The sequence below is a fragment of the Burkholderia sp. R-40 genome, from assembly GCF_049942845.1.
In the GTDB taxonomy this organism is placed as follows: domain Bacteria; phylum Pseudomonadota; class Gammaproteobacteria; order Burkholderiales; family Burkholderiaceae; genus Burkholderia; species Burkholderia ambifaria.
The window spans coordinates 422,857-440,695 of the sequence record NZ_CP187969.1 but is presented as its reverse complement, the minus strand read 5'-3'; the positions used below and the strand labels follow the sequence as shown (position 1 = coordinate 440,695).

Annotated in this window: 17 protein-coding genes; 13 read left to right on the top strand and 4 right to left on the bottom strand. The window is 68.1% G+C overall.

What is annotated here, in order from left to right:
* Positions 1-45: 45 nt before the first annotated feature.
* The 3 genes from sctP to sctU are packed head-to-tail and all read right to left on the bottom strand — an operon-like array spanning position 46 to position 4,023.
* The gene (gene sctP / locus ACP26O_RS30755) at positions 46-966 is read right to left on the bottom strand and encodes a type III secretion system protein SctP (RefSeq protein ID WP_175664547.1); all 921 of its coding nucleotides are present in this window, start codon (positions 964-966) and stop codon (positions 46-48) included.
* 16 nt (positions 967-982) lie between these two features.
* Entirely contained in the window at positions 983-2,959 is a 1,977-nt protein-coding gene (locus ACP26O_RS30750; protein ID WP_175664548.1) for an FHIPEP family type III secretion protein, read from the bottom strand.
* A 5-nt stretch (positions 2,960-2,964) separates the two neighbouring features.
* A complete protein-coding gene (sctU, locus tag ACP26O_RS30745) occupies positions 2,965-4,023 on the bottom strand; it encodes a type III secretion system export apparatus subunit SctU (RefSeq protein ID WP_165754130.1) in 1,059 nt (352 codons plus the stop codon).
* Positions 4,024-4,373: 350 nt separating this feature from the next.
* Between sctU and ACP26O_RS30740 the strand changes: the two genes are divergently transcribed.
* The 9 genes from ACP26O_RS30740 (at position 4,374) to ACP26O_RS30700 (ending at position 11,460) form a co-directional block, all read left to right on the top strand.
* Positions 4,374-4,985 carry an HrpB1 family type III secretion system apparatus protein gene (locus ACP26O_RS30740; RefSeq protein WP_241244714.1) on the top strand — a complete coding sequence of 204 codons (612 nt, stop codon included), beginning with the start codon at positions 4,374-4,376 and terminating at the stop codon, positions 4,983-4,985.
* A gap of 28 nt (positions 4,986-5,013) precedes the next feature.
* A complete protein-coding gene (locus tag ACP26O_RS30735; RefSeq protein ID WP_011660748.1) occupies positions 5,014-5,412 on the top strand; it encodes an HPr kinase in 399 nt (132 codons plus the stop codon).
* 182 nt (positions 5,413-5,594) lie between these two features.
* Positions 5,595-6,389, top strand: a complete 795-nt coding sequence (sctJ, locus tag ACP26O_RS30730) for a type III secretion system inner membrane ring lipoprotein SctJ (protein WP_175664549.1) — start codon at positions 5,595-5,597, stop codon at positions 6,387-6,389.
* A gap of 52 nt (positions 6,390-6,441) precedes the next feature.
* Positions 6,442-7,200, top strand: coding sequence for a type III secretion protein HrpB4 (locus ACP26O_RS30725; RefSeq protein WP_175664550.1), 759 nt, complete (start codon positions 6,442-6,444; stop codon positions 7,198-7,200).
* Positions 7,201-7,367: 167 nt separating this feature from the next.
* Positions 7,368-8,201, top strand: a complete 834-nt coding sequence (sctL, locus tag ACP26O_RS30720; protein WP_244099009.1) for a type III secretion system stator protein SctL — start codon at positions 7,368-7,370, stop codon at positions 8,199-8,201.
* A gap of 149 nt (positions 8,202-8,350) precedes the next feature.
* Positions 8,351-9,643: a type III secretion system ATPase SctN gene (gene sctN, locus ACP26O_RS30715; protein ID WP_050772588.1), complete on the top strand. Its 1,293-nt coding sequence runs from the start codon at positions 8,351-8,353 to the stop codon at positions 9,641-9,643.
* 15 nt (positions 9,644-9,658) lie between these two features.
* Positions 9,659-10,144, top strand: a complete 486-nt coding sequence (locus ACP26O_RS30710) for a type III secretion system protein (RefSeq protein ID WP_165754126.1) — start codon at positions 9,659-9,661, stop codon at positions 10,142-10,144.
* Between the two features lie 51 nt (positions 10,145-10,195).
* The gene (gene sctT, locus ACP26O_RS30705; RefSeq protein ID WP_175664551.1) at positions 10,196-11,002 is read left to right on the top strand and encodes a type III secretion system export apparatus subunit SctT; all 807 of its coding nucleotides are present in this window, start codon (positions 10,196-10,198) and stop codon (positions 11,000-11,002) included.
* Between the two features lie 68 nt (positions 11,003-11,070).
* The gene (locus ACP26O_RS30700) at positions 11,071-11,460 is read left to right on the top strand and encodes an HrpB1 family type III secretion system apparatus protein (RefSeq protein WP_175664552.1); all 390 of its coding nucleotides are present in this window, start codon (positions 11,071-11,073) and stop codon (positions 11,458-11,460) included.
* A 12-nt stretch (positions 11,461-11,472) separates the two neighbouring features.
* On the opposite strand, the gene ACP26O_RS30695 is transcribed toward ACP26O_RS30700, so the two are convergent.
* Positions 11,473-12,381 (bottom strand): LysR family transcriptional regulator, encoded by a 909-nt coding sequence (locus ACP26O_RS30695; protein WP_006753468.1) that lies wholly within the window; start codon positions 12,379-12,381, stop codon positions 11,473-11,475.
* Positions 12,382-12,417: 36 nt separating this feature from the next.
* Between ACP26O_RS30695 and ACP26O_RS30690 the strand changes: the two genes are divergently transcribed.
* From ACP26O_RS30690 to ACP26O_RS30675, 4 genes are all read left to right on the top strand, one after another.
* Positions 12,418-13,398, top strand: a complete 981-nt coding sequence (locus ACP26O_RS30690) for an NAD(P)-dependent oxidoreductase (RefSeq protein ID WP_244103896.1) — start codon at positions 12,418-12,420, stop codon at positions 13,396-13,398.
* A gap of 54 nt (positions 13,399-13,452) precedes the next feature.
* Complete coding sequence (locus ACP26O_RS30685; RefSeq protein WP_175664554.1) at positions 13,453-14,970, top strand: aldehyde dehydrogenase family protein; 1,518 nt, start codon at positions 13,453-13,455, stop codon at positions 14,968-14,970.
* Positions 14,971-15,018: 48 nt separating this feature from the next.
* Complete coding sequence (locus ACP26O_RS30680; protein ID WP_175664555.1) at positions 15,019-16,353, top strand: DUF3100 domain-containing protein; 1,335 nt, start codon at positions 15,019-15,021, stop codon at positions 16,351-16,353.
* 79 nt (positions 16,354-16,432) lie between these two features.
* Entirely contained in the window at positions 16,433-17,623 is a 1,191-nt protein-coding gene (locus ACP26O_RS30675) for a M20 aminoacylase family protein (protein ID WP_175701354.1), read from the top strand.
* Positions 17,624-17,839 lie beyond the last annotated feature (216 nt).

The window sequence follows — 17,839 nt, the reverse complement described above, 5'->3', positions numbered from 1 at the left end:
GGAACGTCGTTGGTCGGTAGCGTTCGAGTGATGTCCATATTGGCTTTACGTGACGATGATTTCGACGCTGCGCGTGCCGTCGAAGCGGCTTTGCATCACTTCCTCGAGGCTTTCGCGCAACGTCGTCGCATGTTGTGAGATTAGTTCGCGCGACCGTTCGTCCGTGGTGTCGAAGCGAAGCGTCAATTGGAAATGCGAAAGCGCGAGGTTCAACGTACAGCCCGGCAGCAGCGCCGGATCGATGGGAATCGTCAGTTGCCAGTCGCCGCTTTCGAGGACGATCGGGTTCGCGCAGAAGTCGGACACTTCGGCGACGATCGAATCGACGAACCGGTTCATGTCCTGGCCCGCTCGCGCCGGTGCCCGCACGGCGACCACGGCGTGCGCGCCGCCTGCTTCGGGGCGCTGCGGCTCGCGCGTGGCTTGTACGCGCGGCATGTCCGGCGCAGCCATCGATGGCTGGGCGTTGGGCGGCCTCTGCGGGGAAAGCGGCGCCGCACCGCGCGCCGGCATCGGCGTCGGTGCGGGCATCGTCGAATATGCCGGCACATGCATGAGCTCATGCATCGCCGAATGCATGGGCGGATGAATCATCGCAGGTACTGGAGCCGGCACCGGCGCTGCCGATCGAGCGTGCGCGGTAGCGTCATCGCGTTCGCCGCCGGAGCCGGCCTGTGCGTCGTCGTCGCGCTCGCCGCTGCCGGCATCGTCGCGATGTTCGTCCGCGGCGAACCCGGCGACCGGGTAGAGCGGATCGGCTTGCTCGGCGAATGGAGGCTCGGCCGGTGCGGCGCATGGCTGCTCGTCGCCGGGCGTTTCCCACGCGTGGGCGCGGGCGCCTTCGCGCAGGCGCTGAAACAGGGCGGCCTGACGGCTCAATTGCGCGGCCGGCATGTCGGGTGCCGGCTCGTCATGCTTCGTCGGCGCGGCGATGATGCGTGCGCGATGAGGGGCGGAGGTGTGCATGGCGCGGCTCGCTCGATCACATCGCCAGCCGGCCGACGGGCTGGAGATCGACGTGAGCGCCGAGCTCCTGGTACGAGTAGACGGGCAGCCAGGGCAGCCGCGCCTCGATCATGCGCTTGATGTAGCGCCGGATGTCCATCGACGCGACGAGCGCGAGCGGCTGGCGTGGCGTGTCGCCGACGAGCTCCGCGATCTTGCCGACGAGCCCGGCGATCTCGTCGGGCGGCAGCGCGAGGAAGTTGCCCGTGGGCGTCTGCTTGATCGACTGCCGGATGTGCTGCTCCAACTGAACGTCCACGAGCAGGACGGGCAGATCCCGTGGGCCGCCCGTCGCGCGATAGGCGATGAGCCGGCCGAGCTCCATGCGGATGTATTCGGTCAACATCAGCATGTCCTTCTCCTTCGGCCCCCAGACGATCAGGCTTTCGGTAATGCTGCGGATGTTGCGCACAGGCACGTCCTCCTCCAGCAGCCGGCGCAGCACGTCCGCCATCTTCTGCAGCGGCAGTGCCTTTTGCACCTCGGCGACGAGGCCCGGGTAGTCCTCGTTGAGCTGATCGAGCATCCACTGCGCTTCCTGAATGCCGAGAAAGAGATGGGCATTGCGCCGCAGCAGGTCGATCGTGTGGCGAGCGATCAATGCTTCCGGTGTCGGCGCGGCGGCAGGTGCGCCCGCGGCGGCGCCGTCGGCCGCCGCGTGTACCGCGCGCGTTTCGGCGAGCGTGGTGCGCCCTTGCGGCACGTCGAAGATGAGCACTTCGTAACTGTCCTCGGGCAGCTTGCCGTCGGTCCACATCATGATGCCCGGGAACGGCAGGCCGACTTCCGACTGCAGCGCATGGCGCTGCACATCGAACGCGCGGTCGAGCGCGTCGGCCGCGAGCCGGGCGCTGACGTCGGGCGCGAGCCGCACGCCGAGCGGGCAGGTGAACTGCGGCGGGCGCGGCAGGATCGAGGGCGCGTCGCCCCTGGCGCCGGCACGCTGCAGCGCGACGACGGGCTTGCCGCCGCCTTTGGCGGAGCCGTGCTGCTTTTTCTGCAGACGGTAGCCGACGAAGCCAAGCAGCCCGGCGAGCAACGCGAAGAGCGCCGCTGGAAAGCCGGGCACGGCCGCGAAACCGAGCAGCAGCAGCGACGCGAAGTAGAGCGCGCGCGAGCTGCTCGTAAACTGGCGCCGGATGTCCTCGCCGAGCGAGGCGTTTCCGTGCTCGCCGCCTTCGTCCACGCGCGTGATCATGACGCCCGCGGCCACCGAGATCAGCAGCGACGGAATCTGCGAGACCATGGCGTCGCCGATCGAGAGGACCGAGAAGCGGTTGGCCGCCTCGCCGGCGGACATGCCGTGATAGGCGACGCCCACGGCAATGCCCGCGACGATGTTGATCATCGTGATCATGAGGCCGGCGATCGCATCGCCTTTCACGAACTTCATCGCACCGTCCATGCCGCCGTGCAGCTGGCTTTCGATAGCGAGCCGCGCGCGTTTGCTGCGCGCCTCCTCCGGTGTCAGGATGTTCGCGCGCAGATCGGCGTCGATGCTCATCTGCTTGCCGGGCAGCGCATCGAGCGTGAAGCGCGCCCCCACTTCGGCGACGCGTTCCGAGCCTTTGGCGATGACGATGAACTGCACGACCGAAATGATGACGAACACGACGAGGCCGACGACGAGATTGCCGCCCACGACGAGCTGCCCGAAGCTCTCGATGATTTCGCCGGCATCGGCATGCAGCAGGATCGACTTCGTCGACGCGATGTTCAGCGAGAGCCGGTAAAGCGTCGTGAAAAGCAGTACCGACGGGAACGCCGACAGCGTCGCGATATGGCCGACGTACATCGTCACCATGAGCAGCGTGATGCTGATCGCGATGTTGATGGCGAGCAAACCATCGATGATGGCGGGCGGCAGCGGCAGGATCATCAGCGAGACGATCGCGATCAGCAGGATGGCGATGCCGGCCTCGCCGATGCCGGGCAGCTTGATGGTCTTCAGCATGTCCACTACTCCGTGATGGCGGTTTGAGGCGCGAGGCCGTCCACCCAGCGAAGAATCGCGGCGACGACTTCGAACAGTTCTTCGGGAATCGGCTGATTGAGCGGTACCTTGTGCAGCATCCGCGCGACGGGCGGGTTCGCGACGATGGGCACGCGCGCGTGCATCGCCTGCTGGCGCAGCCGCAGCGCCTGCTCGTCGAGGCCCTTGGCGAGCACGACGGGCAGCGGAAACTCCGTCGGGTCGTAGCGCAGCGCGACGGCGTAGTGAACCGGGTTGACGACCACGACGTTCGCACGCGATACGCCGCCTTTCGGGCCTTCCTGCGACATTTCCCTGGCCATGCGCTTGCGTTCGCCCTTGACTTCCGGGTTGCCGTCGCTTTCCTTGTGCTCGCGCTTCACCTCGTCTTTCGACATCCGGTTCTTGCGGATGAAGAGCCACTTCTGCAGCTTGTAGTCGAATGCGCCGATGGCGATGAACACGCCGAGCGCGACGACGACGACATGCATGAGCACGGACCACAGCACCGCGATCAACTGGGGTACCGACCGGTCGAGCGCGCTCGCGACGACGGGCATCGCGCTTTTGATCGTCTGCCACATGACGGCGACGAGAATCGCGGCCTTGACGACCATCTTGACGAGATCGATGGCCGAGTTCATCGAGAAGATCCGCTGAAAGCCGGACCCGGGGCTGACCGACGCGAGCTTCGGCATGACGGCTTTCAGCGAGATCTTGAGCCCCGTTTGCGGAGCAAGCGCGAGGAAGGCCGCGACGAGCGCGACGGCCGCGATCCCGCACAGCAGGCCGAGCGCCTGCAGGCCCATATGAACGAGCGCGACCGAGAGGTCCTGCAACTCGCGCGGGCCGTGCGTGAAATCGATCGCCTCCTTGACGACCGCGCGCAGCGTATCGGCAAGGTAGTGCTGGCCCGCCGTCAGCACGAGCACGATCGAGCCCAGCGACGCGACTTCGACGAGGTCGGAACTCTTCGCGACCTGGCCTTCCTCGCGGACTTTGTCCAGCTTCTTGTCTGTGGGCTCTTCGGTTTTCTCGTCGCTCATGACGGACTGTCCTTTGCTGTTCGCAGGCGGGGACCCGGGATGGGGCGCCCCGATGCAACGTTAGCGGCGCCGCCGCGGCCGGCGCGATGGCGATGCGAAGCAAGGACAAGGGCTGCGAAGCGAGGTGACGGAAGGTCGCTTCACGGCAAGCGCGGACTGCGCGAATCGGGCAACGCACGAGGCAACGTGCAACGCGGCGCAGCGTGAGCGCGGACGGAAGCGAAAGCGACGCTGGCCGTCGCCTGTCGCTTGCAGCAGCTTCGCAATTCGTTGTGCGACTTCGTGCGCGGCACGCGGCACCCGCGTCGCGTTGCGTAACTTAGCGTCAACGGAAGGCCGCCCCCCATCGGGTGCGGCTCATCGGATCGAATCTGATTTCCTTGGGGGAAAGGATGGACGTTCTGAAGGATCGGCCGCAGTGCCCGTCGGGAGTCGTCGGCGCGATCGTCGACCTGGTCAGGGTCGCATTGGCCCGCGCCGGCACGCCGGAGCAAGTTGACATCGACGATCTGGAGCACCTCGTCGAAGGGCTGCATCTGCTGCGCCCTGATTCCGCCGAATTCGCGTTTTTCGACGGCTGGCTGCATATGGTGCGCCAGGAATGGAGCGAAGCCGAATGGCTCTTTCGAGACCTGGTCGAGCGTTCGGTGTGCGTGCCGGCGAGCAAGGGAATGTTGCTGCAGTGCCTGAAGGCCCGCCAGGAGTTCGGGTGGCAGGAGGAGGCCCGGACCCTCCTGGAGGAAGGCGGCAACAAAGACGTCGAACGGCTCGCCAAGGTGTTGCTCGCGAGCGAGGAACTGAAGCAGGCGGTCGCGACGGCGAAGCGCACGGGGCACTTCGTTGCGCCGGATTCCGCGCTCGCGTTCGAGAACGGAGCGCATGCCGAGGACAGCGTGGCGGACGCGACGCCGTCGCCCTCATCCAGCGACATGCTGCTGACGATGCAGTACATGCGCGTCTGAGCCTGTTGCCGCTACCAGGAGAAACGAAATGAGCATCACGACAGCATCGCAACTCGAGTACGAGCTGGCCCGCGTGACCGGCACGTCGTCCGCGGCGCCGAATGCGGACGCCGTGTCGCAACCCCTCGTCGATAAATTCCAGGCGATGATGGCCTCGGCGCAGCCGCACGCGGGAGCCGTTCACCCGACCGAACGCGCGGACCTCGTGACGAAAGCGGTCGAGGAGCAGGCCGACTATTACCGGCAGGTGCCGAACGACGTGCTCTACATGACCCAGCACATGAGCGCGCTGTCGATGGAGCGCCTCGCCGCCGCCGATATGACGATCCAGCTCGAGATCGCGAGCCTGAACGCCGACCTGCAGGTGAAGATGGCGACCGTCCAGTCGTCGAAGGACGCTGTGCAGACGCTCATGAAGAACCAATGACTTGACGTCCTCACCCGCCTAAAGGCAGGTGATTCCCACACCTGGCGATGCACGTCCGCATCGGAGAATGTTCAGCGCAGCGTTGGTATCTCGATCATGCACGACACCACAGTCCTTCCCGCCATCCGCCCCGAAGGAAGTCCCCTTGGGGGAAATGGCGGGGTTTCTCGGAGCAAATTCTGATGAAATCGAACCTCGTGCCTTCAAGGCCGCGCGCTTCATGGCGGCTCGTCGCGGCGGCTGTGCTCGTGCTGTCGCTCGCGGCCTGCAAGCAGGAGCTGTACGGCCAGTTGAGCGAAAGCGACTGCAACGAGATGGTCGCCGCGCTGCTGAGCTCGGGCGTCGATGCGCAAAAGAGCACGCCGGACGGCGGCAAGACCTGGTCGGTCAGCGTCGACGAAAAGCAGATCGTGCATGCCGTGGAAGTGCTGCGCGCACGCGGCATTCCGCGCAAGAAGTTCGACGACCTCGGCTCGCTCTTCAAGAAGGACGGGCTCGTATCCACGCCGACCGAGGAGCGCGTGCGCTTCATCTACGGGCTGTCGCAGGAGCTCGACGATACCTTGTCGAAGATCGACGGCGTGGTCGTGGCGCGCGTGCAGATCGTGCTGCCGAACAACGATCCGCTGGCGCAGTCGGTCAAGCCGTCGTCCGCGTCGGTCTTCATCAAGTACCGGCCCGATGCGAATCTCGAGCAGATGACCCCCGCGATCAAGAACCTCGTCGTGCACAGCATAGAGGGGCTGACCTACGATCAGGTCAGCGTGACGAGCGTGCCGGCCGATGCACCCGATGTGCCTGCCCGCCCGCGCCGGCAGGGCGGGTGGATCGTTTATGCGGGTGGCGCGCTCGGCATGCTGTTGTTGATGATCGCCGGCGGCTTTGCGCTGTTGCGCGGCACCCTGCTCAAGGGCGGCGGCGGCCTGGCGGGCCTGCTCGCGCGCCGGACAGGGCGCGCGGCGAAAGCGCCGGCATGACGGTCGGCCCGCGCGATCGCACGACCGGCATGGCAAGCAGGGTGAGCCCACGATGAGCACATACGAAGCAACCGACGACAGCCTCGCCGCCGCAAGCGGCGCGACGGCGCTTGACTGCGTCGCGGTGCCGGCGGCCGTTGCGGCCCGGCTGGATAGCCATCATCGGCGCCGGCGCACGCTATTCGACTGGATGCATCCTGCCCGCCGCGCGCAGGTGCCCTGCGCGGACCTGGTCGACGCATGTGGCCCGGGGCAGGTCGAGGCGCTTGCCGCCGCGCTGCTCGACGAATGGGGCATGCCGGTGCCGCCGCTCGCCGCGTTCGACGCGCCGGACTCGGCACTGGCCGTGCTGCCGGCACAGGATTGCGTGACCGTGTTCCGCTTGCGCGCGCTCGTGGAGCAGGCCGACGCGTTGCGCGCCTGGATCGACCGGCCGCGCCGCGAGAAATTGGCAAGCTGGATCGGGGCGCGCGGCGTGAAGCTGCTCCTCGAGCGCGGGCGCGACCTTGGCGGGGATGCCCGCTTGCTTGCCGCGCGCACGCATGGCACGTCGTCGGCCATGCACGTGTCGCTCGACTCGGTTGACGGCGATGCGCTCGCCTGGCTCGGTTTTCGGCTCTTCGAGCGCGACTGCCGGTGGGCGCCGAGCGGCCCGCTCGCGATCATGCAGTTGGCCATGCCGGCGCGCGACGACGCGGGGGCGCTGCCGCCCCCTTCGTTGCCGCCTTCATTACTGCCTTCGGAGGGCTCGAACCCGAGCCTTTCGATCGTCTCGCAACTGCCCGACCTGTTTCCGGAGTGGTCATGGTGATCTGGTTACGCAATCCGAATGCCGAAGGCACGGGCCTCGGCGTGGGTGTCGAAGGCGACGTGCTGCGTCATGCAGATCTCGCGGCGATTGTCGAGATCGATGCGGCGTATGCCGAGATGCATCGCCAATGCGACGAGGCGCTGGACGCGGCGCGCGCCCGAGCGCGCATGCTGCTCGACGATGCGCAGGCCCGCGCGGACGACCTCGTCGAGCGAGCCATGCGCGAGTTTGCGCAGGCGGCCGAGCGGGGTTACGACGACGGCTTGCGGCGCGGGCTGGCCGATTGGCACGAACGCGCGGCGGCGGCGCACGCCGAAGCCTGCCGGATCGAGCCCGGGCAGCAGAACCGGCTGGCCGAACTCGTGACGCTTGCGGTGGAGCAGATCATTGCGTCGGCGGATCCCAAGGCGCTCTTCGCGCGCGCGGCCGCGACGGTCGAGCGCATCGTCGCGGACGGCAGCCCGATTCATCTGCGCGTTCATCCGTCGGATCTGGCCGCGGCGAGCGCGGCGTTCGAGGAAGCCGCGTTGGCATGGCGCGAGGCCGGGCGCGCCGTGCGGCTGCGCGCCGTGGCCGATGCGGCGCTCGCGCCCGGCGCGTGCATCGCCGAAACCGATCTCGGTGCGATCGACGCGAGCTTGTCGTTGCACCTGGCCGCGATGCGCGGCGCACTGGCGCGCGCGGTGCGCAGCGTGGCGCCGGCACCCGGGTGTGACGCGCCCGATGCGCGGCCGGAGGATGATGCAGAAGTCTCCGACGAACGCGATTTCGGCGCGTTGGCGGATGTCGCGGCGCACGCCGACACGCTGACCGGTGAGCACGCCATCGGCGCCGGCGAGGGCCGCGAGGAAGCCGACGAATGCGCTGGCGACGACGCGGGCGGGAACATCGGCGTCGAAGAAGGCTGGCAAGACGGTGGCGCCATGCAAACGGCGGCCGACCTGCCGGCCGACGGTTCGGCCGACGTCGCGCATGAAGACGCCGACGCGATGTCCGTCTGAGCGCGCTTCACACCGCACACCGAAGAGCACATGACAAGGAAGGAAGCGCCATGATCGACAGCGCGGACGATCTCCGAACCGGCGAAGCGAGCGGGACGCCGGAAGCGCAACACCATGCCGTGCGCGGTTTTTCGGCGCTGGCGGATGCGATGGAGCGCGAACTGCGCGCCCGCGCGCAACCCGCGGCGTGCGGCAAGGTGCAGGAAGTGATCGGCACGCTGGTACGCGTATCGGGCCTCGACGCGACGCTCGGCGAGCTGTGCGAGCTGCGCTCGCCCGAAGGCGCATTGCTGCAGCGTGCGGAAGTGGTCGGATTCTCGCGCGACGTCGCGCTGCTTTCGCCGTTCGGCCGGCTCGGCAGCGTGTCGCGGGCCACGCGCGTGGTGGGGCTTCGGCGGCCGCTTTCGCTGCGCATCGGCCCTCGCCTGCTCGGCCGCGTGATCGACAGCCTCGGCGAGCCGATCGACGGCAAGGGGCCGCTCGAATGCGACGAGTGGCAACCCGTGATCGCCGATCCGCCCGATCCGATGTCGCGGCCCGTCGTCGACACGCCGATGCCCACGGGCGTGCGCGTCGTCGACGGCATGATGACGCTGGCCGAGGGGCAGCGCATGGGCATCTTCGCACCGGCGGGCGTCGGCAAGAGCACGTTGATGGGCATGTTCGCGCGCGGTGCGCGCTGCGACGTCAACGTCATCGCGCTGATCGGCGAGCGCGGCCGCGAAGTGCGCGAATTCTGCGAGCACATTCTCGGGCCCGACGGAATGGCCCGCTCCGTGGTCGTCTGCGCCACCTCGGACCGCTCGTCGATCGAGCGCGCGAAGGCCGCTTATGCGGCAACGGCGGTGGCCGAATACTTCCGCGACCGCGGCATGCGCGTGCTGCTGATGATGGATTCGCTGACGCGCTTTGCGCGCGCGCAGCGCGAAATCGGCCTCGCGATGGGCGAGCCGCCGACACGGCGCGGCTTTCCGCCGTCGATCTTCGCGGAGCTGCCGCGGCTGCTCGAGCGTGCGGGCCGCTCGGCGCTCGGCTCGATCACCGCGCTCTATACGGTGCTGGCCGAGGACGAATCGGGCGGCGACCCGATCGCCGAGGAAGTGCGGGGGATTCTCGATGGCCACATGATTCTGTCGCGCGAGATCGCCGCACAGAACCGCTATCCGGCGATCGACGTGCTCGGCAGCCTCTCGCGCGTGATGACGCAGGTCGTTTCGCGCGAGCACGTGGCGGCGGCCGGGCACGTGCGGCGGCTGATGGCCAAGCACAAGGAGGTCGAACTTCTGCTGCAGGTGGGCGAGTATCAGAGCGGCACCGATGCTCTTGCCGATGAAGCCATTGCAAAGATCGACGCGATTCGGGATTTCCTCGGGCAGCCGACCGATCTGCTCGTCGATCCGGACGACACAATCGCGGCCCTGGGCGAAATCGTCCAGTCCTGATGCCGGAGGCGAGCGATGAAAGACCGCCGCGTTGCCGCGTTCGAGCGCGTGCTCTCGCGCCGCCGCCAGCTCGATCGCAAGCTCAATGCGGCGCTCGGCGCTTTGCGCGGCGAGTTGCAGGCGCTCGCGGGCGTATTGGAAGAGTGCCGGGCGGCGGTGCGCGCGCATGCGGCCGAGCTGGCTGCGCACGACGGCAAGATCGACACGATGCTCGGCGGCGCATCGTTCAGGGCGGACGCGTATCTGACGCTGCGCGAATTCCGCTCGCATGCGGCCGAGCAGCACGCGATGCTCGAAGCACAGGCGGATCAGGCCGGGCAGGCGCTGGCGGCGAAGCAGGCGCAGATCGGCGCGATGCGCACGGACATTCTGCGCAACCGCGCGCGCATCGACATCTACGGCAAGCGGCGCGACGCGCTCGTCAAGGCCATCGAGCTGGCGATCGAGGACGCGCAGGACGAGGAAACATCGGAGAGCCGCCGGCCCGGCCCGGCGTTTTGAAGCAGCGAGCTTGCTCGCAGGCAAACATCCTTTGAACGACAGACGACCGACATGAGCGAGATCACCTTTGCATCGATCGAATCGAGCCACCAACTGGTCAGGTTTTTGATCGTGCTCGGCCTTTGCAGCGAGCGATTGATGGTGCTGATGATGATCTTTCCGCCCACGTCCGACAACGTCGTGCAGGGCCGCGTGCGCACCGCGCTCGCGCTGCTGTGGGGCAGCTTCGTCGCATACGGGCAGCGCGGCCTGCTCGAGCAGGGGGATGCGACGATACTCGTCGGTATCGGCCTGAAGGAGGCGCTGATCGGCGTTGGGCTCGGCTTCGCGGCATCGACGGTGTTCTGGGCCGCGGAAAGCGTCGGCACGTACGTCGACGATCTGACCGGCTTCAATCAACTGCAGATGCAGAACCCGAGCCAGGGGCAGCAGACGTCGCTGACGTCGACGCTCCTGAGCCAGTTCGCGATTGCGGCGTTCTGGTGTCTCGGCGGCATGACGTTTCTGCTCGGCGCGATTTACGAGTCGTACACCTGGTGGCCGCTCGGCAGCCTCGCGCCCGCGGGCGGCTCGGTACTCGAATCGTTCGTGCTGGCGAAGACCGATTCGCTGATGGAAACGGTGGCGAAGCTGGCAACGCCGATGATGCTGATGCTGCTGTTGATCGACATCGGCTTCGGCTTTACGGGAAAGGTATCGCAAAAGCTCGATCTGCCGTCGCTCGCGCAGCCCGTGAAAGGCGCGCTCACGATTCTGATGCTTGCGCTGATGGCGGCCATCTTCATCGATCAGGTGCGCGATCAGCTTTCGCTCGTGGGCGTGGCCGCCGAGGCACGGTCGATCGCGGGCGGCAGATAAAGCGCGCGCCACCGACAGGGCGTGCACGCGTCGGATGGTCATTGCGTGCAGCACGCTTGGAGAAGAATATGATCGAGACGTTGAAAGACGACCAGATCGCTACGGGAATGATGCACGTGCTGTGGGCCGGTGCGGCGCTCGATACGTTGTCCGACGTATTGGACCTGCTCGACGCCATGGCGGTGCTGCGCCCCGGGAACGGGGGGATGCGCGAGGTGCTGGCGTGGTGGCATGTGCGCGCGCGTGCGTGGGGCGAGGCGCTGAGCGAATTGCGCCGCGTCGAGCGCGGCGGCGTGCTTTCGTCGCGCGGCATGGCGCTCGCGGCCGTTTGCCTGTATGCGCTTGGCGATGCGGCGTGGCGCACCTATGCCTATGCGGCGGCTTACCGATCCGACGATGTCATGGCGACGCGCACCGCTCACGCGTTGCTTGCGGCGCCCGGCGTGGAGCGCGCGTAAAACGCAGAGCCGCTAACGGAACGCCCGCATCTGCCCCGTCATCATCTGCAGCATCTTGTTGGCGGCCACCGAGAGCTTGCGGCCCACGCGCGTGACCATGTGCGCCTCGGCGTTCTCGAGGATCGGATGCGCGATCTCGATCGCGAACAGTTCCTTGGCCTGCAGTTCGGCCGCCACCGCGAAAGCCGGCATCACCGAGATGCCGAGCCCCGATTTCACGAATTCCTTCAGGATCGCGAAGGAATTGGTGGTGATGATCGGCGCGAGCCGTACGCGCTCGGCGTATTCCACGGCCTCCATCATCTGCCGCGTGCCGTAGGACGGGTGGGTGGCCGCCAGCGGGTAGGTGGCGAGCTGCTGCACCGTCAGCACCTTGTGGCTGCGGCGCGGGAAGTCGGGGCCGACGATCGCCATCATCGGCTGCCGCTTCGACGCGCGCGACACCAGCTTGGGCTCGGCGGGCGGGTTGTAGACCAGGCCGATCTCGCCCTCGTCGTTCGAGATTTTGCGGATCACGTCGTTGGTGCTGCCCACGTCGAGGTTGACACGGATCCCGGGGAACTGCCGGCAGAACTGCTGCATCGGCCCGGCCAGTAGATCCGAGACGAAGCCCTCGCCGAGCACCAGGCTGACCTGGCCGGTCTTGAGCCCGCGCAGCTCCTGCAGGCGCGAGATCAGGTCGTCGCGATGCGCGAGCTGCTCGCGGAAATACTCGATCACGCAGCGTCCGGCGTCGGTTGGCGTTACGCCGCGCGCGTGGCGCTCCACCAGGGTGGCGTCGAGCTCCTTCTCCAGCAACCCGATCTGGCGGCTCACGGCCGAGGGCGCCACGTCGAGCCAGTCGGCCGCGGCGCGGATCGTGCCGCAGCGCACGGCCTCGTAGAAATAGACGATCCGGCTGTCGGTAAGGGTGTCGCTCATAATCCCGGTGTTCTAAAAAAGAGAACAATCTCAATATTGGCGTTGATTGATTATACGGATCGCCGGACCGAACATCGTAGCCATGCAAGGCGGGCGCCAAGCTGGCGCGCCGGCCTCGAACCAACAGCTATCAGGAGTCGTCGGATGAAAACGGTGGGCGTGATCGGTCTGGGCAACATGGGGCGCGGCATGGCGGGTTCGCTGCGGCGCGGCGACTACACGGTGCTGGGCTACGACGCGGCGCCCGGCGTGGCGCTCGCGCTGGCCGAACAGGAGGTGCTGTCGGCGCGCGATTCGGTGGCCGAAATCGCGCGCGACGCCGACGTGCTGCTGCTGTCGCTGCCGACGTCGGCGGTGGTCGAGGCGGTGGTGCTGGGCGCGGGCGGCGTGCTCGAGAACGCGAGGCCGGGCAGCATCGTGATCGACACCACCACGGCCGATCCGGACAGCACGCGGCGCGTGGCGGCGGCCCTGGCCGAGCGCGGCATCGGCTTCGTCGACGGCCCCGTGAGCGGCGGCCCGAAGGGCGCGGCCACCGCCACCATGACCATGGTGCTGGGCGGCTCGGACAGCGATATCGCGGCCATCGAGCCGATCCTCGCGGCGATCAGCGCCAAGCGCGTGCATGTGGGGCCGGTGGGTGCCGGCCACGTCACCAAGCTGCTCAACAATCTGCTGACCGGCGTGCACCTGCTGGCCGCCAGCGAGGCGGTGCGCACCGCGCGCGCGGCCGGCGTCGATCCGGAAAAGCTGGTCGAGGCGCTCAACGGCGGCTCCGGCCGCAACAGCGCGACGCTGACCAACTACCCGACCTGGATCTTCAACGGCAAGTTCGATTCCGGTTTCACCATGAAGCTGATGCGCAAGGACGTGCGGCTCGCGCTCGGGTTGCTCGATCAGTTCGACAGCGTCGCTCCCGTGGCGCGCGAGGCGGCGCGCGTGTGGGCCGCCAGCGAGGTATCCGTCGCCGACGGCGAGGACTTCAACCGCATCGTCGACTTCCTCGACCCAGCCTGAGGCCAGGCAGCCCGCGCCACGATCCCGCTCGACCCACAGATACGGAAACCTGACATGACCCAGCACGCAGACCAGTTGCTCGCCGCCTTCGCGCATTTCTTCCCCGGCGCCGCCACGATCGGCTCGTATATCGACGGCGAGCTCGTCGCCGGCCAGGGCGACACGATCCAGCTTTACGATGCGGCGACGGGCGAGGCCACGCTCGCCTATCGCGACGCCGGCGCAGCCGTGATCGACCATGCCGCCGAAAGCGCACGCCGCGCGCAGCGCGAATGGTGGGCGCTCACGCATGCCGCGCGCGGCCGCGTGATGCAGGAGGTGGCGCGCGCGATCCGCGCCGAGGCCGAGGCGATCGCACGGCTGGAGGCGCTGGGCTCGGGCAAGCCGATCCGCGACTGCCGGGGCGAGGTGGGCAAGGTCGCCGAGATGTTCGAGTACTACGCGGGCTGGACCGACAAGTTCTACGGCAGCGTGATCCCGGTGCCGACCTCGCACCTCAACTACACGCGCCGCGAGCCGGCCGGCGTGGTGCTGCAGATCACACCCTGGAATGCGCCGGTGTTCACCTGCGGCTGGCAGGTGGCGCCCGCGGTGGCGATGGGCAACGGCGTGCTGCTCAAGCCCTCGGAGCTGACGCCCTTCACCTCGCTGGCGGTCGCCACGCTCGGCGAGCGGGCCGGGCTGCCGCGCGGCCTGGTCAACGTGCTGGCCGGCTTCGGTCACACCGCCGGGCAGGCCGCGATCGCGCATCGCGTGGTGAGCAAGGTGGTATTCGTCGGCTCGCCGGCCACCGGCGCGCGCATCGCCGAGGCCGCCGCGCGCCGCGTGCTGCCCTGCGTGCTGGAGCTGGGCGGCAAGTCGGCCAATATCGTGTTCGCCGATGCCGACCTCAAGCGCGCCGCGCTGACCGCCCAGGCGGCGATCTTCGCCGGCGCGGGCCAGAGCTGCGTGGCCGGCTCGCGTCTGCTGGTGCAGCGCGCCGTCTACGACGAATTCGTCGCGATGATGGCTGCCGGGGCAAAGAAGATCCGCGTCGGTGCACCGCTCGACGATGCGACCGAGGTGGGCCCGATCAACAACCGCAAGCAGTACGACCACGTGATGTCGATGATCGCGCGCGGCGTGGCGGCGGGCGCCACGCTCGCCTGCGGCTCGGCCGAGCGTGTCGGGGAGGGCTGCGGTGGCTACTTCGTGGCGCCGACCGTGCTGACCGGCGTGTCGAACGCGATGGAGGTCGCGCGCACCGAGATCTTCGGGCCGGTGGTGGCGGCCATCCCGTTCGACACCGAGGACGAGGCGATCGCGATCGCCAACGACACCGACTTCGGCCTGGCCGGCGCGGCCTGGACCACCGACGTGGCGCGCGCGCATCGCGTGGCCGCGCAGGTGAATGCCGGCACCTTCTGGGTCAACGGCTACAAGACCATCAACGTGGCCTCGCCGTTCGGCGGCTACGGCATGAGCGGCTACGGCCGCTCGAGCGGGGTCGAGGCGCTGTACGAATACACGCAGACCAAGAGCGTGTGGGTCGAGACGGCCGAAGCGCCGCCCACCGCGTTCGGTTATCTGTAACCACCGGCCCGCATTCGACGGCAGCCGGGCTTCAAGGGGAGATTCGTCATGGAACACGCACTGGGTATCGAGCGCCGCGAGCTTGGCGGCGCGGCCACCGCCAAGGTCCTGCTTTACGCGGCCGGCATCCTGCTGGTCGCCGAATGGATCGGCTCGTTCACGTTCAAGCTCGGGCCGGGCAAGGTCGTGCTGCTGCCGATGATCTGGGCACTGCTGCTCGGCGCCGCGGTGGGGCTGGCCAGCGCGCGCTGGAACAGCAGCGCGCGCCTGAGCGTGCCCGACCAGTTCTTCGCGGCCGCGATCCTGCAGCCGGCGCTGCTGCTGTTCGTCTCCAAGCTCGGGCTGATGGTGGGCAGCGCGCTGCCCAAGCTGGCGTCGGCGGGCTGGGCGCTGGCCTTCCAGGAATTCGGCCACTTCGTCGGCACCATCCTGCTCGGGCTGCCGCTCGCGTTGCTGCTCGGCATCAAGCGCGAGGCGATCGGCGCGACCTTCTCGGTAGGCCGCGAGCCGAGCCTCGCGATCATCGGCGAGAAGTACGGCATGGATTCGGCCGAGGGCCGCGGCGTGCTGGCCGAGTACCTGACCGGCACCGTGTTCGGTGCGGTGTTCATCGCCGTGTTCGCGGGTTTCGTGAGCAGCCTCGGCATCTTCGATCCGCTCGCGCTGGCGATGGGCTCGGGTGTCGGCTCGGGCAGCATGATGGCGGCCGCCTCGGGCGCGATCGCCGCGCAGCAGGACCCGGAGACGGCGAAATCGGTGCTCGCCTTCGCCGCGGCCAGCAACCTGATCACCACCACCATCGGCACCTACTTCACGCTGTTCATCTCGCTGCCGCTCGCGGTCTGGGGCTATCGCGTGCTGGAGCCGCTGATCGGACGCACCACCAAGGCATCGGCGCAGCCCGAAGCGGCCAGCCCGTCGCTGGGCGACGTGCGGACCGAGGCGCCCGCGCTGGGCTACGGCGGCAAGCTGCTGGCCTGGATCGTGACGGCCGCGATGGCGCTGGTGTGCGACTGGATCGCTCACGGCACCACACCGCTGGCGGGACTGCCGGGAATCGCGATCATGGTGTGCGCGACGATCGTCGGCGATGCGCTGGCGCGCGTGACGGGGCGCAGGATTCCGGCGGTCTGCTGGGTATCGGTGGTGGCGATGTTCCTGACCTCGCCGTGGTCGCCGTGGGCTTCGCAGATCGCCGCGTTCAGCTCGCACAACGATTTCCTCGGGGTGACCACGCCGATGCTGGTGTTCGCGGGGCTGTCGATCGCGAAGGACATTCCGGCCTTCCGGCGGCTTGGCTGGCGCATCGTGCTGGTGTCCTTCGTGGCCAATGCCGGCACCTTCATCGGCGCGACCCTGGTGGCGCAGCTGTTCCATATCTGATGCGTCGCGGCACGGCGGCGGGCGGCATGGGCTGGCCCGCCGCCGTGCCGCGCCGACCGACAAGAGCGCTTCCATCCGCATGAAACTGATCGATTCCATCGTCGCGCACGCCGACGAACTGACGGCGCTACGCCGCGATATCCATGCCCATCCCGAGGTGGGCTACGACGTGTTCCGCACCGCCGAACTCGTCGCCGAGCGGCTCGAGCAATGGGGTTATGCGGTCACGCGCGGCGTCGGCCGCACCGGCGTGGTCGGCACCTTGAAGCGCGGCGGCAGCGCGCGCGCGATCGGCCTGCGCGCCGACATGGATGCGCTGCCCGTGCAGGAGGCCAACACCTTCGCGCATCGTTCGACGGTGCCCGGCGCGATGCATGCGTGCGGCCACGACGGGCACACCACCATGCTGTTGGGGGCCGCGCGCCATCTCGCGCGGCATGGCGAGTTCGACGGCACCGTGCAGCTGTTCTTCCAGCCGGCCGAGGAGGCGGGCGGCGGCGCGCGCGCGATGATCGAGGACGGCCTGTTCGAGCGTTTCCCGGTGGATGCCGTGTTCGGGCTGCACAACTGGCCCGGCATCGCGGCCGGCGATTTCGCGGTGCGGCCGGGGCCGCTGATGGCCTCGACCAGCTTGTTCCGGATCACCTTGCGCGGTGCCGGCTGCCACGCGGCCATGCCGCACCTGGGCCGCGATCCGGTGTTCGCGGCGGGGCAGGTGCTGAGTGCTCTGCAGGGGATCGTCACGCGCAACCGAAATCCGATCGACGGCGCGGTGCTGTCGGTCACGCAGGTGCATGCGGGCGAGGCGATGAACGTGGTGCCGACCGATGCGTGGCTCGGCGGCACGGTGCGGACCTTCTCCGATGCGACGCTCGACCTGATCGAGACGCGCATGCGCGCCGTGGTGGCCGCGACGGCCACGGCCTTCGATTGCGAGAGCGACGTGGATTTCCAGCGCCAGTATCCGGCTACCGTGAACGACGCCGAGCAGACCGCGATGGCGGTGGCGGTGATGCGCGAGCTGGTGGGCGACGCGCATGTGAACGCCGCCGTCGATCCGACCATGGCGGCGGAGGATTTCTCGTTCATGCTGCGCGAGAAGCCGGGGTGTTATGCGTTCCTCGGGAACGGGGCGGGCGATCACCGCGTGCATGGGCATGGCGGCGGCCCTTGCCTGCTGCATAACGCCAGTTACGACTTCAATGATGCGTTGCTGCCGGTGGGGGCGAGTTATTTCGTGCGGTTGGCGGAGCGGTTTCTGGGGCGGTAGGGAGGCGGTGCTGAATGTTCCCTTCGGGCGGTTAATGGCACTTGGCGAAGTGACATCTTTACGTCGCAAACGGCGACAACTTTATTTCTGTCTGCGCGAGGCTCGCGCGGTCTGACACGGTAGCTCTGGCTACATGCCCCGCCGCGGACGGTTCGCCTTCTGCATGAGCGCCTTCGTTCGCGCCGGGTGCCATCTGAACCCGTGGCCTCCGAATCG

Bases quoted from the DNA above. Each gene is read 5' to 3' on its own strand.
- sctU (WP_165754130.1), bottom strand. From the start codon at position 4,023: ATGAGCGACGAGAAAACCGAAGAGCCCACAGACAAGAAGCTGGACAAA.
- sctT (WP_175664551.1), top strand. From the start codon at position 10,196: ATGAGCGAGATCACCTTTGCATCGATCGAATCGAGCCACCAACTGGTC.
- sctJ (WP_175664549.1), top strand. From the start codon at position 5,595: ATGAAATCGAACCTCGTGCCTTCAAGGCCGCGCGCTTCATGGCGGCTC.
- ACP26O_RS30695 (WP_006753468.1), bottom strand. From the start codon at position 12,381: ATGAGCGACACCCTTACCGACAGCCGGATCGTCTATTTCTACGAGGCC.
- ACP26O_RS30725 (WP_175664550.1), top strand. From the start codon at position 6,442: ATGAGCACATACGAAGCAACCGACGACAGCCTCGCCGCCGCAAGCGGC.
- ACP26O_RS30685 (WP_175664554.1), top strand. From the start codon at position 13,453: ATGACCCAGCACGCAGACCAGTTGCTCGCCGCCTTCGCGCATTTCTTC.
- ACP26O_RS30675 (WP_175701354.1), top strand. From the start codon at position 16,433: ATGAAACTGATCGATTCCATCGTCGCGCACGCCGACGAACTGACGGCG.
- ACP26O_RS30700 (WP_175664552.1), top strand. From the start codon at position 11,071: ATGATCGAGACGTTGAAAGACGACCAGATCGCTACGGGAATGATGCAC.
- ACP26O_RS30710 (WP_165754126.1), top strand. From the start codon at position 9,659: ATGAAAGACCGCCGCGTTGCCGCGTTCGAGCGCGTGCTCTCGCGCCGC.
- sctP (WP_175664547.1), bottom strand. From the start codon at position 966: ATGCACACCTCCGCCCCTCATCGCGCACGCATCATCGCCGCGCCGACG.
- ACP26O_RS30680 (WP_175664555.1), top strand. From the start codon at position 15,019: ATGGAACACGCACTGGGTATCGAGCGCCGCGAGCTTGGCGGCGCGGCC.
- ACP26O_RS30750 (WP_175664548.1), bottom strand. From the start codon at position 2,959: ATGCTGAAGACCATCAAGCTGCCCGGCATCGGCGAGGCCGGCATCGCC.
- sctN (WP_050772588.1), top strand. From the start codon at position 8,351: ATGGAGCGCGAACTGCGCGCCCGCGCGCAACCCGCGGCGTGCGGCAAG.
- ACP26O_RS30735 (WP_011660748.1), top strand. From the start codon at position 5,014: ATGAGCATCACGACAGCATCGCAACTCGAGTACGAGCTGGCCCGCGTG.
- sctL (WP_244099009.1), top strand. From the start codon at position 7,368: ATGCTGCTCGACGATGCGCAGGCCCGCGCGGACGACCTCGTCGAGCGA.